Origin of the sequence: Sphingomonas sp. ABOLH (assembly GCF_003951715.1) — a bacterium.
GTDB classification, from domain to species: domain Bacteria; phylum Pseudomonadota; class Alphaproteobacteria; order Sphingomonadales; family Sphingomonadaceae; genus Sphingomonas; species Sphingomonas hankookensis_A.
In genome coordinates this window covers 1-12,571 of sequence record NZ_QQWV01000066.1, presented here as the reverse complement: position 1 = coordinate 12,571, position 12,571 = coordinate 1, and the positions used below count along the sequence as shown (strand labels likewise).

Sequence of the window (12,571 nt, the reverse complement as noted above, 5' to 3'; positions counted from 1 at the left end):
ATGGAAGGGATCGGCAAGGCGACCGACAACGCGAGCCTCGAAGCGGAGGGCAAGGCCCAGAAGCTGAAGGGGTCCGCTCAGGACGTAAAGGGCTCGGTCAAGGGCGCGCTCGGCGACAACATCTGACCGCAGATTCCGGTGTGAAGACGAGGGCCGTTTCGGGAAACCGGGGCGGCCGTTTCGGTATCAGCCGATATGAAGCTGATCGAGAACGGCGCTTTCCAGATTATCGCCTTCGAGATCCTCGGCATGGATCGTCACGACGGGCGCGATCTCACGCAGCTTTTCGACCTGGCGCAGCTTCAGCCCCAGCGCATCGGGATTGTCGCCGGTGACGACTTCGAGCGCCGCCTCGATCACCTCGCCGGTGGTGAAGTCCCGCAGGTCCAGGATGAGGTCGGGGCGGACGTCGCCGATCGACGTCGCGATGTCGAACAGGAGGCGCTTGAATCCGACGCCGATGCCGCGCCGGCGAAGCCGGTACTGGAGATCGAGCAGGCCGACGATCGTCTTGCGTTCGGCGAGATTGTGGATCGCGACGAAATTGGCGGGGCGCGCGATCGGCTGCGCATAGGCGCGCAGGCACGCATAGCCCTCGCGCGGGTTGTGCTCGCCGACGACGGCCAGGACCAGATACGGCGGTCCGATGTGGCGCTGGTGGACGCCGATGTGGCGGATGCGGTTCTTGACGATCAGCTCGCGCCCTTCGGCAAGCGTGATGGTCGAGCCGGAGACGTCGATCGCATACAGGAGGAGGAAGGCCTGCGGGGCGTGCTCGCTCGGCCATTTCTTCGCCGCCTCGCGCAGTTTCGCGAATACGATGCCGCGTTCGTAGGGGTCGATGTGGGTGTAGAGATGGCGCGCGAGCGGGATACCCGGTGCGATCTGGACCCGTTCGGCCGCGGCGCGCATCGCCGCGAATTCGCTCGCCATCGACGTGGTGCGCGGCTCGCCGACCTCAAGCGGCTCGACGACGTTGACCTGCGCCATTTCCATCAGCTGCCACAGCAGCCGCGCGAGGCGCGGGATCGCGACGCCGCGGGTGCGATCGTCGGGTTCGCTGTCGTCGGGCAGCTGCGCCAGTTTCTCGGGGGCGAGCCGGTGCGCCGAGAACAGCCCGTCCGGCTCGTTGATCGTGCGCGGGGTGGCGGTCGCTTTCTCGCGGATGCGGGGCGGTGCCTGCTCGCGGAAGAAGGGGCAGTCGACGTCATGCTCGGGGCGACGCTGGCGGATACTGGTAAGGCGTCGCAGGTAATAGGTTTCGGCTTCGGAGAGATAGGCCGGCGAGAGTAGTGGTGGGTCCGTCCCCTCCCCCAGGCAGTCGCAGGCGATCCACTGGTGATGGTCGCGTGCCTTGACCACCATGATGACCGACGCGCGGTGATCGCTGTCCTCGCCTTCGCCGGTATACCAGCGCACCAGCGCCTCGCGCACCACGTCGGGGACGGGCGAGCGGGAGGTTAGACCCCGGGTATCGCGCGGGACGAGCCACATGGTGGTGATGCTACTCCATAATGCTTGCCTTGTCGCCTTTGTTCACGTTACGTTCAATGAACAAAGGAGCTGGCCATGAAGCGTTCGGAATTTATCGGAGAGTTCGACCTCGACGCGGTGCTCACCGAATTGTCGGTCGATCTGGATATTCGCGTCACCCGGCGCATGCTCGCCGGAGCGTGCATCGGCAGCAATCCGGAGGATGCGTATCTCTCGGCGCGCGAGTTGCGGGAATCGCTCGAATGGATTCATGAGGGCGAGAACGAGGGCAAGGTCAAGCTGACCACGATCCTCAGCACCGCGTGCGACGATTTCCAGCGGTGCCTCTATTATTGCGTCGCCGGCAAGGGCGTCGTGACCATGCTCGACGATCTCGTCTGGCTGGAGAAGCTGCTGGAGGCGCGCGGTCGCATCGCCGGGCACATCTACCGCAACAAGCTGCCGGTGAAGCCGCTGGTCAACCCGTATGTCGCGGCCGAGCCGGACGGTCCGCTGGGCCGGTTCGACGCGGCGTTCGCGATCGGCGCGTCCTGGTCGCATGACCCGGGACCCGATTACGATTCCGACGATCGTGGCCCCGGTCCGAAGCTCAAGGGCTGACGACAAAAGAAAAGGCGGTTCGGCAAGGGAGCATGCCGGACCGCCTCTTCCAAGGGGGGGATATCAATAACGCGCCTCGCACGCGAGGCGTTCCCCGCGCCGCCAGCGCGCCGGATCGATGAATTCCCCCGCATAGGCACCGTGACCCGCTGACCGGGCCTGTTCTGCCGCGGCGACATAGCGCGCGGCGCGTTGCGGATCGCCGCGCAGATATTGCGTCGCCGGCACCGCCAGACCCTGCAAAATGAGTTGCTCGCCCAGGTCGTAGCCGTCGACCGTCACGATGGCGATCGGGCGGCCATAGCTGCTCGCGCCGGTCATGCGGATCGTGGCGACACCGCTCTTGAGGATACGCGAGGCGGAATCCTGAGCAAACTTGCCGCATGGATAGCAGGCACCGTCCTTCGAGCACATCTGCTTGCGCTCGAAGGCGTCGGCCCCCGACAGGCGGAAATCGACCGAAACCGTGTCGCCGTCGATCGCCCGCCCCTCGCCGGTGATCGTCGCACCGTCGTGGCCCTGGGGTGCCCCTGCCCCGCAGGCGGCGAGCGCGGCGATGCCGAGGAGCAGCGCGCCCCTCATGCGTAGCGCAATTCGACTTCGACGTTCGGCCCGTCGACGATGACCGGGAGGACGCGGAAGGGTTGCAGCGGATCGCCGGTGCGCACGATCGAGACCTGGCGTGCGCCGGCATCGAACATCCGCATGGCGACGCGCTGGGCATGGGCGCGGCTGCAGAGCTGCGACCGCTTCGGGCTGGGTGTGACGGGCGGATACGGGGCGGACATGGCGATGATCCTGACGTGGGGGATGTCGGCGATCAACCGAACACCGTCTTGTGGACGCGAGTTTCGGGCTTGGGCGGCACGAGTGTCCACGCCCATTTGCGAAGGTTACCGATCCGATATTTCGGGTAGCTGTTGCCGGGGATCGCGAGCGAGATCTTGCGGCCGCGCTTGTGGACGATGAACTCGTCTCCCTCATAGCCGTCAACGAAGGTGACCTTGCTCGGCAAGCGGATGTGCATGCCGTGTTCGAGCGGGCGTACCGGGGTCGCGAGCCGCTCGAGGCAGCGTCGGCGCCAGTCGAGCGCACCGGGATCGTCGGTATCGCCGAGCAGCGAGAGGATGCGCTCGGGGCATTCGGCCTCGCATGGCCCGGCGTGTTCGGTCATATCCTTGTAGGCGAACACGAATCCGTCCTTGGCACGCGGATTCCAGCTGACCAGGCAGACGGCCGCGAAGGCGGGTTCGTCGGTGCCGTCGGTCGACGGCACCACGGCCGCGTACCAGACCTTGTTGCGCAGGCAGGAAGAGGCGATGACGCGCAGCGCCTTGCCCTTCCCGTCGGCATTGCGGTTGTCGTAGGTGAATTGCGCGTCGAGATAGGCTTTGGGGCCTGTGTGCGGGAACATCGACGACAGCGGCATGCTTAGCCAGCCCATGATGGCGGTCCTTTCGCGTGTGTGGACGGGTGATCGATCAGCCGAACAGGCTGACCGGCTCGGCGACCGGCGGTGTGAGCCGCAATTCCTTGCGCAGCCGCACGGCGAACCGCTCGGGCGCGAGCAGGTCGCGGATCGAGGCGTAGCAGTCGCGCTCCCCGAGGTGATCGTGACGACCGCTGACGCGGCGGTAGATGACCTCGCGGTCGGCCATGGTGCCGTGGAGCGATAGCTGCATCCACAGCTCCTCGCCGTGGAGGGTGATCTCGCCGGACCGGGAGGCGTGGCTGCGGTTCGAGCGAAGGTCGTAGTGCGCGGGGTCGAGCCCCAGCGTTTCGGCGAGCCGGCGCAGCGCCTTGCGTCCGTCGCTGTGGAAGCGATCCTTGGCGGCCGCATCGTGCGCGACGCCGCGCACCGCGAGCGTCAGCAGCGCCGGGTGCTGTCGCAGCTCGGCGATACGGTCCATGCAGCGCCGCTTGAGGAGCGCGTCTTCGGACTGCCGCGCGGTGACGCTTGCGAGATGGCGGGCGAGCAGGATGACCGCGGGATCGGTCTCGAAGGCGATGCCGGCGTTGCGGCAGTCGTCGATCGCGCGGGTGATGGCGTGAAGGCTTGCTCCAATCGTGACCAGCGCGCTCGGGTCGAGCGCCTGCTGGTGGCGGAAGGCGACATCGTAGGGCATGAGCGATCTCCCGAGCGCCTCACGCGCTCAGAAATTCGCTCCCCCTCCCCTTCACGATAACCAGTTACGTAATTGCTCCGGTATTTCAGGATCGATGTCCTCGCCCGGTTGCATAGGCCGCAGACCCTGCTCCGCATCGACCGCGGCCTGCAGATGACAGGCGGCAACGGTCGCTCCGTCGTCGGTCGCGTCATAAAGCGCGAGCGCCTGCCGCATTAGCGCGAGCCGTATATTATCGCTCATGCCAGTCTCCCACTACGGTCTGCCGCCATGATTGCGTTCGGGGCAAACGAAAGCAGGCCCATAATGGTTGTAACGGCCGTGCGCTCATCGCAGCCTCCATCGGCCGACAAGGTCGACCATTGCGTCACGATAGCCCCACGCATCGGGATAGATCGCAGGCTCCTGCGCGAGCCAGGCCATGACAATTAGCATGTCCTCGGAAATGATCGCGTCGCAGTTGCTGAGGTGGAGGATGGGGAAGTGGCCGTTGTCGTCACCATTCCACCACGCCAGCAGGAAGTCCGCGACGCGCGCGGCCTGCCCGGTATCGGACGAGGCGACATCCACGAGGCGGCCGATCGCGGCGCCGACCTCGTCGAAGGCGAGTGCGCGGATGAGGGGGCGGCGTTGCGGTTGCATGGTGCGTATCCTGTCCTGTCGGGTGGAAGCTGTCATGCGATCAGGATGGGGCGTGCTTCCCGGCCTGGGCGATCATCACGGCGACCGCCTCGTCGAGCGCGGCGTCATCGCCGTTGACCATGCGCGCCGACGGGGTGAGGCGTTGCACGCCGGCGAACACGATGGCGGGTGTCCTGCCCTTGAGCCGATAGCAGAACACCTGGTCGCCCTCGATCGTCACCAGCTTCGTCCGGCATTGCCGGCGCAGCCGCTTCGCCTCCTCGATCCGGGTGATGAGCGCCGCCACCTCGAATTCGAGGCAGTGCGGCATGACGCTGTCGCCGAGCCGCGAGACGGGCCGGTTGGCGGCGAGCCAGGCATCGACCGCCTGTTCGGTGACGCTGCCGACGGCATGGTAATCGTCCGCGGCGCCATGACCGCGGTTCGAGGCGAGGAAGGCGCGCTGCCCATCGATCCAGATCTCGGCCGAGTAGCAGGTCGTTTCCTCGGACAAAGCGTCGACCACCTTCAGCTTGCGCAATTCGATGTGCATGGTGCGATCTCCAGGTCATGCTGCGAGGGCTTCGGGTTGGTCGATCCCGGGCGCGCCACCCGCGGCGGCGTTATGGAGCCAGGTCACCGCCTGCTCGGCTTTCGCCGCGGCCTTGATGATCGCGCTTGAATCGCCCTTCAGGATCTTCAGCCAATGATCGACGTAGCTGGCGTGGTTGTCGTGCAGCTCGCCGGGCAGATTGAGGTCGGCGCACACCAGACACTGGCCGATGCAGGCGACCAGCTCCTCGAACGCATAGGCGTTGTCGCCGAACTTCTTGCCGAACTCGCGGTTGAGGCGCTGCGGCGCGCCCGAATAATGGACATATTCGTGCGCGAGCGTGCTGGCGTAATGATCGTCCGAGCGAAACGCGCCGCGCTGCGGTAGCTGGATATAGTCGCCGATCGGCGAATAGAATGCCTGATCGCCGCCATGCCGCACGGTCGCCGGCAGGCCTCCGAAGAAGGCATCGATCGCGGCGCGGTGCCGGCTCTCGATGCGCGGTTCGGGCGGTGCGGGCACCGGATAATAATACGCCGGGAGACCGTCGATCTGATCGACGTTGAACACCGTGTACGAGCGCAGGAACCGGATATTCTTCGTCGCCGCCTCGCCGGTGACGCGGTCCGCCTCGGTTTTCGAGAAGGTCGAATAATAGACGCTGTGCGCGCCATGCTCGCCGCGCCGTACCTGTCCGCCCAACTCGGTCGCCTGTCGGTAGGTCATCCAGTTGCGGCCAGAGAACCCCTGGGCGTCGCCGATCGCCCAGAGATAGAGCGCGTTGATGCCGGTGTAGGGCGTGCCGCAATGCCGCAGCGGTCGCCCCCCTGCCCCGGTCAGTCCCCAGGGGCGCGACCAGGGCAGGACGCCGGCTTCAAGCTTGGCGATTATGAGGTTGGTGATCTCGGCCGCGACATCGCGGCGTGGCGCAGTCGATTTGCGGTGAAAGGTCATGGGAAAGCTCCCTCGATGCGCGGGCCACGCGTGACGGTCCGCGGGTAAAAAGAAGGCGGCCGCCCCGGTGAGGGACAGCCGCCAAGGTGTGCCCGGGAGACGAACGGGCCGGGGGTATCGGGGGGCTATTCGGCCGCGATCAGCGCCTCGTCGCTGTCGATCCCGGCATCGTCGGCACCGAGATCATCGGTGTCGCCGTAGTCGTCGTCGTCGAAGCCCTCATCGCCGGGCTCGTCGTCGATTGCCTCGTCGGCACCGGCGACCGACACGAGATCGAACCGCATCGCGTCGGGCACCCAGGCCAGCGCCGCGTCCTTGGTCTCCGCCTCGGTGATCGCTTCGCCGGCGAACAGCTTCTCGCAGCTGGTCGAGATCTCGCCCTTCTTCGAGGCCATGTAGCGGGCCGCGAGCGGCGCGCCCCCGACGTTGGTGAGCAGCGCCAGCAGCGTACCCTTCGACACGCGGTCGAAGAAGTTCGCCGAGGTAGGGCGCCACCATTTGGCGGGTTCGATCTCGAGGATCGAGGCGAGCCGCGCATGGAGCGGGTTGGTGGTGACCGAGCTGTAATCGGGCTTGGCCTCGAGCGAGGTCGCCACCACGACCGCGAGCCAGGCCGCCTTGGCGTCGTCGCTGAGCGCGCGGAACGCCTCGAACCGCTCGACCGGGTTCGACCCTTCCGTCCACGACGTGTCGAGACCCTCGCGGGCTTCGGCGATCGCGACCTGCGCCTGCGTGGCGGGCTGATCCTTGGGCATCTGCGGGTCCTGCGGACGCCCTGCCCGAACCGTCGTCCCGTAGCGGCCGTAGCCGTGGCTGGGGTCGGCGAGGCAGAACAGCATATAGTCGAGCGCGAGCCCCGGATCGCCGAGGATCGAGGCGGCGAGGATGTCGCGGCGCTGGACCGCCAGTTCGTCATGGAGCCGCGCGCTGAGCGGCTTGCCGCCAGGAGCGACCGCCTCGGGCGGCAGGTCGGCGGTGCGACGCGACGACGGCGACGACGGCAGCGGCCGATCGTCCCCGGGCAGGCGGATCGGCGTTTCGCTGTAATAGGTCGTGTCGAGCGTCATCTTGCCGTCGCGGCCGAGCGTCAGGAAGACGCCGACCTGGCCCTTGACCTCGTCGGTCAGCTCGGGCGCCTTGTCGTGGATCGCCTGATATTCCTCGCGCAGCCGATCCGATTCCGCATCGAGCGCGGCATAGGTGTCGTCATCGATACCCTCGTCCTCCATATCGCTCTCGATGACCTGCACGCGCTCCTCGATCTTGTCGCAGCGCGTCTGTTCCTCGTCCGTCAGCGGCGCTGCCGGCAGCGTCACGCGGTGGAGGTCGGACGTGATGCCGTAGAGGCTGGTCGTGGCGACGGGGCGCACCCATGCGACGCCCAGTTCCTCGCCGAGCCGCTTGGCCTCGGCCTCCATCAGCGAGGCAGCGAGCGTCTGCGCGAGTTCCGGGTCGGTCCAGCGGTCACCGTCCTCGCTGAACAGTTCGCGCTCGATGCGGCCGCCCGCGGCGACATAGGCATCGGCACCGACCAGGATCGCGATCGGATCCGTCGCCTTCATCGTGTCGTTGGCGATCGCGCGACGGATCTGGTCGGCGTTGACGTAGGACGAGTGACCATACTGCTCGAACACGCGCTCCTGCTTGGCCTTGTCGGCCGTCGAGCCGTAGGCCTTGGCCATCTCGTAGGAGATCTTGCCCGCGGCCAGGGCTTCGAAGATCGGTTCGGCAAGATCGGCGAGGCGCAGCCGTCCCTCGATGAAGCGGCGGGTCTGGCCAAACCGTTTGGCGACCGCGTCGACGTCACCGTCGGTCTTGAGGAAGTGCTGGAACGCGACGCATTCCTCGGCGACGGTCATCTGCTCGCGCTGGAAATTCTCGGTCAGCGACACCTCGCGCAGGTCCGCCTCGTCGCCGGTGATGATCTTGACCGGCACGTCATAGTCGGCGGCAACGATCTCGCCGGCTTCGGCCAGCATCATCGCACCGAGATAGCGGCGATCGCCGGCGATTATCTCGAACATGCCCTTCGGGCGGGCGGCGGTCACCAGCAGGTTCTGCATGATGCCGCGAGCGCGGATGCTGGCGGCCATCGCCTCGATATTCTTGGGCGGGGTGGTGCGCACGTTCTTCTCGGAACGCTTCAGCTTCGCGAGTTTGACGGTCTGGGTCATCTATCGTCTCCATGAGCGGGAAAGTGTCCGGTGCACGGGTGTTTCCCCCGACCCGGACACCCTCCCCGCTCCTTCTCCCCTCTCGTTTCCCGCTTGGGCGGGAGGGCGACTGGGGCTCGCCGACAAGCGGCTACCTTGCTGCTAGCTGGCTGTTATCGTGCCGGTCAGGCCATCAGCTTTGCGAGAACCGCATCGGCCGTCTCGACGGGGATGAAGACGCGCGTCTTGTAGGCGATGATCTCTGTGAAGCAGCCGATCGACTTGAGCCACGCGAGCTGGTCGGCCGGTGCGCCGCTGATCTCGATGCGCGGCTTGGCGTTGACGCGTACGCGCTTCACCTCGCACACGAACGGTCGCCGGATCGTGACCGTCCCGCCCTCCATCGCGGCGCGCGCGACCTCGGCCGGGCTGAGCACGTCGTTGCTGTCGAGGCCCATCTTCGAGAACAGCGCCGGCACGTCGCCCGGGAACACCATGCGCCCGAGCCAGGAGCGACCCTCGGCATCGACCACGCGGTTGACCACGAGATGGTCGCTCGGCAGCGCCGACCAGATCGGCAGCAGAAGGCCGGTCGCGAGCCGGATCGTCTCGACGTCGAGCTTGCCGCGGATCTCGTCGACCTCGGCCGACCATTCCGCCTCGAACCGTGCGCGGCTGCATTCCTCCCAGGCCGTCTCGTAGAGATCGTCGAGTGCGAGATATTCGTGCCGGGTCGGACGCATCAGTTCGATGCGCGACACCGCCACCCCGTCCTCGGTCAGCCAGGAGCGCGCGTTGGTGCGCAGCGCGACCTTGCCCGACTTGCCGTTGCGCACGAACACGGCGGTCTGGTCGGTATCGGCGATGCGCAGCACGCGCTCGAGCGACATGGGGTTGCGGCGCCGGGTCACCTCGATCGTCAGCAGGTGCGAGGTCGCCTTGCTGACCGGGTCGGTGCGCAGGATCGTATCGTCGAGCACGGTCGCGGTCTCGACCGTCATCGTCTCGACGCCGACATCGAGTGTCCCCGCCTCGCGCGCGGCCGCGACCCGTGCCTCGACCAGCGCCAGGAATTCGTCAAAGATGCAGTTCTGGAGCCCGATCGGCAGCGCCAGCAACCGGTTGAGCCAGCGCTGGATGGGCGGGAGATCCTCCTTCAACACGCCGTCGGTATCGAGCAGTTCCAGGCCGGTGCGATGCTGGAAATCGGTGAGGTTGGTGCTGGTCAGCTTCCCCGCGACGAGCAGGTGATACCAGCTGATGAGCGCCGCCTTGGCGTAGTCGCTTTCGAGATTATCGGCCGGGTCGAACAGATTCTGCCCCCCGGTCTGGCGCTGGCCGCGCGTCAGAGCGCCGAGGCTGTCTAGACGCCGCGCGATGGTCGAGGTGAACCTGAGTTCGCCCTTGCAGTCGGTCGTGACGGGCCGGAACAGGGGCGAGCAGGCCTGATGCGTGCGGTGGGTACGTCCCAGGCCCTGGATCGCGCGATCGGCCCTCCAGCCCGGCTCCAGGAGCAGATGCGCGCGTTGCTGCTGGTTCTTCGCATCGAGGCTGGCATGATAAGACCGCCCGGTCCCGCCGGCGTCGGAGAAGACCAGGATGCGCTTGGTGCCTTCCATGAAGGCGGCGGAATCGGCCTGCGTGGCGCGGGCCGAGCGCGATTCGAGCTTCTGCCCTCCCCCGCTCACCGTGATGAGGCGCTTGGTGCGCCCCGTCACCTCGGCGACCATCTCGGTGCCGAACCGGGTGATGATGGCATCGAGCACGGCCGCGATCGGCGGCAGCGCGCAAAGCTGCTCGACCAGATTGTCGCGCTCGGCTTCGGCTTCGGGGTTGGTGACCGGGTGGCCGCTCTCGTCGAACAGCGGTCGCGAGCGCACCTCGCCGGTGTCATCGCGGAAGAAGGTCATCTGCTGGACCGGGAATGCCCGCGTCAGATAGTCGATCACGGCCTCGCGCGGGGAGAGATCGATGTCGAGGTCGGCGCGCTCGTCGGGCGACAGTTCGCCCAGGCGGCGGTCGAGGATCGCCTCGGCGGTGCTGACCAGCTGCAGCACGACCGACTGATCGGCCGCCAGATGCTGTTCGATCGCCGCGATGACGGTCGGGAGCTTCGCTGACAGGAGGAGCGCCCCGAAGAACCGCTGCTTGCAGCTTTCGAACCGCGAGCGCGCCGCGGCCTTCGCGCCCGAGTTGAGCGTCTTGCCCTCGTTGCCGTCGACGACGCCGGTGAGTTCGAGCGCCTTTTCAAGGCCGCGATGGATGATCGCCCAGGCATCGGCATAGGTGTCGTACACCGCGATCTGTTCAGGCGTCAGCTCGTGGCGGAGGATGTCATATTCGACCCCGGCGAAGCTCAGCGCGCGCGCGGTGTAGAGGCCGGTCGCCTTGAGATCGCGCGCGACCAGTTCCATCGCCGCGATCCCGCCCTGCCGGATCTGGGTGATGAACGCCTCGCGGTTGGCGAAGGCGGTCTCCGGCCCCCACAGGCCGAGCCGCACGGCATAGGCGAGGTTGTTCACCTCCGACGCGCCGGTCGCCGAGGCGTAGAGCACGCGGGCGTCGGGCAGGTGGTTCTGCAGGAGAACGCCGGCGATGCCCTGCTGCGAGCCCTTCTTGGTGCCCATCGACCCTTCGCCACCCGCGACGCCGCCCATCTCATGCGCCTCGTCGAACGCGATGACGCCGTCGAAGTCGGCACCGGCCCAGGCGATGATTTGATCGAGCCGGGTGGCGTCGCCGCGGTTGGAGCGCAGCGTCGGATAGGTCACGAACAGGACGCCCTCGTCCATCGTGACGGGCTCGTCGATCTTCCAGCGCGAGAGCGGCTGCACATCGGCCGCGAGACCGCCGAGCGCGGTCCAGTCGCGGATCGCGTCGGCATGGAGCGCCTCGTTCTTGCTGATCCAGATGTTCTTGCGACGACCCGCCAGCCAGTTGTCGAGGATGACGGCCGCGACCTGCCGCCCCTTCCCTGCCCCGGTGCCGTCGCCCAGGAAATAGCCCTTGCGGTACGCGCGTCCGTCGTCGGAGAGCACCAGCCCCACGCCCTCCTTGTCTGGCTTGCTCAGGCCCGGGATATACTGGGTCCAGGCATGGCCGGCGTAAACGACGGTCTCGAGCTGCGAGGAGGACAGGAGGCGTTCGGTGACGGTGCGTTCGGGCAGCGACGGAACATGGACGGGGATCGGCGCGGGGATCGAGCCCATCGCGATCGATTCCACCAGCGCGGTCGGATGCTCGCCGGCAGCGTCGAACACGATACGGCTCGGCCGATAGGGCAGATAGACGCCGGACTGCTCGGCGAGTGGCGCCGGCGTCTCGAGTACCTGGTAGCCGACCGGGAGAACCTCGTTCCTGGCGAGAGCGCGGAAGATGCGCGGGGTGGCAGCGGGCTTCGATCTCACGCTGCGCAGGAGGGACAGCCCCCCGCCCCGCTTGACCGGCGCCGGAGTGGCGGCCTCCGGGATCAGATCCTGCCGGGGCGGGATGACCAGCGCCTCGACCAGGTCGCTTACGGCGCCGCGCTGGAGCGTGACCGTCGTGGTATCACCCACCGTCTTGTCGATGACATAGAGTCGCACCGCGACTCCGGTGCCGTGCTTGCCATAGGCATGGGTCAGCCGGATCGAGGTGCGCAGCGCGACGCTCGCCAGCGTCGTCGACCAGATCGTGCCCATGCGCGCGGAGTTGAAGAACCAGTCGGGCATGATCGCGACGACGCGCCCGCCAGGCCGCACACGCTTGATCGCCGCCTGCAGGTGGCGGACCGCAGCGAGCGCGTCGGCACCGCGGCCGAGCGAGCGCGAGAAGGGCGGGTTCATCAGGATGAGGCTGGGGCGCTCCGCGGATGCCATGACGCTGGCGATCTGCGCGCCGTCGTGGCCGGTAACGCTGGCTTTCGGGAAGGTGGCCGACAGCCGCTCGCGGCGCGCGGGATCGATCTCGTTGAGCTGGAGCGCCGCGATCGGCGGGAGGCCCGCTACCAGGAGACCGTTGCCGGCGCTCGGTTCGAGTACGATGTCATCCGCGCGTGCGTTCGCGAGCATGACCGTGATCGTGGCGAGATC

Annotated in this window: 13 protein-coding genes; 2 read left to right on the top strand and 11 right to left on the bottom strand. The window is 67.2% G+C overall.

Going from position 1 to position 12,571, the window contains the following annotated elements; all coding sequences use genetic code 11:
* The coding region (locus CA237_RS18475; protein ID WP_126015171.1) for a CsbD family protein at positions 1–126 on the top strand (126 nt) is incomplete at its 5' end.
* Positions 127–186: 60 nt separating this feature from the next.
* Here CA237_RS18475 and CA237_RS18470 read toward each other — a convergent pair.
* A complete protein-coding gene (locus CA237_RS18470; protein WP_024310648.1) occupies positions 187–1,494 on the bottom strand; it encodes a hypothetical protein in 1,308 nt (435 codons plus the stop codon).
* Between the two features lie 75 nt (positions 1,495–1,569).
* On the opposite strand from CA237_RS18470, the gene CA237_RS18465 reads away from it, so the two are divergent.
* Positions 1,570–2,094, top strand: coding sequence for a hypothetical protein (locus CA237_RS18465; protein WP_024310647.1), 525 nt, complete (start codon positions 1,570–1,572; stop codon positions 2,092–2,094).
* A gap of 63 nt (positions 2,095–2,157) precedes the next feature.
* On the opposite strand, the gene CA237_RS18460 is transcribed toward CA237_RS18465, so the two are convergent.
* The 10 genes from CA237_RS18460 to CA237_RS18415 form a co-directional block, all read right to left on the bottom strand.
* Positions 2,158–2,676, bottom strand: a complete 519-nt coding sequence (locus CA237_RS18460) for a thermonuclease family protein (RefSeq protein WP_024310646.1) — start codon at positions 2,674–2,676, stop codon at positions 2,158–2,160.
* Positions 2,673–2,918 (bottom strand): hypothetical protein, encoded by a 246-nt coding sequence (locus CA237_RS18455; RefSeq protein ID WP_079247040.1) that lies wholly within the window; start codon positions 2,916–2,918, stop codon positions 2,673–2,675. The genes CA237_RS18460 and CA237_RS18455 overlap by 4 nt, the downstream gene beginning before the upstream one ends.
* Positions 2,915–3,538, bottom strand: coding sequence for a hypothetical protein (locus CA237_RS18450; protein WP_126015169.1), 624 nt, complete (start codon positions 3,536–3,538; stop codon positions 2,915–2,917). Before CA237_RS18450 ends, CA237_RS18455 begins: the two co-directional genes overlap by 4 nt.
* Positions 3,539–3,575: 37 nt before the next feature.
* Positions 3,576–4,220, bottom strand: coding sequence for a hypothetical protein (locus CA237_RS18445; RefSeq protein WP_010408914.1), 645 nt, complete (start codon positions 4,218–4,220; stop codon positions 3,576–3,578).
* Between the two features lie 51 nt (positions 4,221–4,271).
* Positions 4,272–4,463: a hypothetical protein gene (locus CA237_RS18440; RefSeq protein WP_024310640.1), complete on the bottom strand. Its 192-nt coding sequence runs from the start codon at positions 4,461–4,463 to the stop codon at positions 4,272–4,274.
* 84 nt (positions 4,464–4,547) lie between these two features.
* A complete protein-coding gene (locus CA237_RS18435; RefSeq protein ID WP_010408907.1) occupies positions 4,548–4,862 on the bottom strand; it encodes a hypothetical protein in 315 nt (104 codons plus the stop codon).
* A 40-nt stretch (positions 4,863–4,902) separates the two neighbouring features.
* Positions 4,903–5,394 (bottom strand): hypothetical protein, encoded by a 492-nt coding sequence (locus CA237_RS18430; RefSeq protein WP_016510938.1) that lies wholly within the window; start codon positions 5,392–5,394, stop codon positions 4,903–4,905.
* Positions 5,395–5,409: 15 nt separating this feature from the next.
* Complete coding sequence (locus CA237_RS18425; protein ID WP_062126480.1) at positions 5,410–6,348, bottom strand: zincin-like metallopeptidase domain-containing protein; 939 nt, start codon at positions 6,346–6,348, stop codon at positions 5,410–5,412.
* Positions 6,349–6,473: 125 nt separating this feature from the next.
* Positions 6,474–8,522: a ParB/RepB/Spo0J family partition protein gene (locus CA237_RS18420; RefSeq protein WP_037447387.1), complete on the bottom strand. Its 2,049-nt coding sequence runs from the start codon at positions 8,520–8,522 to the stop codon at positions 6,474–6,476.
* A 164-nt stretch (positions 8,523–8,686) separates the two neighbouring features.
* Positions 8,687–12,571 (bottom strand): strawberry notch family protein (locus CA237_RS18415; RefSeq protein WP_206433018.1); only part of this gene is annotated, 3,885 nt, incomplete at its 5' end.

Bases quoted from the DNA above. Each gene is read 5' to 3' on its own strand.
- CA237_RS18470 (WP_024310648.1), bottom strand. From the start codon at position 1,494: ATGTGGCTCGTCCCGCGCGATACCCGGGGTCTAACCTCCCGCTCGCCC.
- CA237_RS18465 (WP_024310647.1), top strand. From the start codon at position 1,570: ATGAAGCGTTCGGAATTTATCGGAGAGTTCGACCTCGACGCGGTGCTC.
- CA237_RS18460 (WP_024310646.1), bottom strand. From the start codon at position 2,676: ATGAGGGGCGCGCTGCTCCTCGGCATCGCCGCGCTCGCCGCCTGCGGG.
- CA237_RS18450 (WP_126015169.1), bottom strand. From the start codon at position 3,538: ATGGGCTGGCTAAGCATGCCGCTGTCGTCGATGTTCCCGCACACAGGC.
- CA237_RS18445 (WP_010408914.1), bottom strand. From the start codon at position 4,220: ATGCCCTACGATGTCGCCTTCCGCCACCAGCAGGCGCTCGACCCGAGC.
- CA237_RS18440 (WP_024310640.1), bottom strand. From the start codon at position 4,463: ATGAGCGATAATATACGGCTCGCGCTAATGCGGCAGGCGCTCGCGCTT.
- CA237_RS18435 (WP_010408907.1), bottom strand. From the start codon at position 4,862: ATGCAACCGCAACGCCGCCCCCTCATCCGCGCACTCGCCTTCGACGAG.
- CA237_RS18430 (WP_016510938.1), bottom strand. From the start codon at position 5,394: ATGCACATCGAATTGCGCAAGCTGAAGGTGGTCGACGCTTTGTCCGAG.
- CA237_RS18425 (WP_062126480.1), bottom strand. From the start codon at position 6,348: ATGACCTTTCACCGCAAATCGACTGCGCCACGCCGCGATGTCGCGGCC.
- CA237_RS18420 (WP_037447387.1), bottom strand. From the start codon at position 8,522: ATGACCCAGACCGTCAAACTCGCGAAGCTGAAGCGTTCCGAGAAGAAC.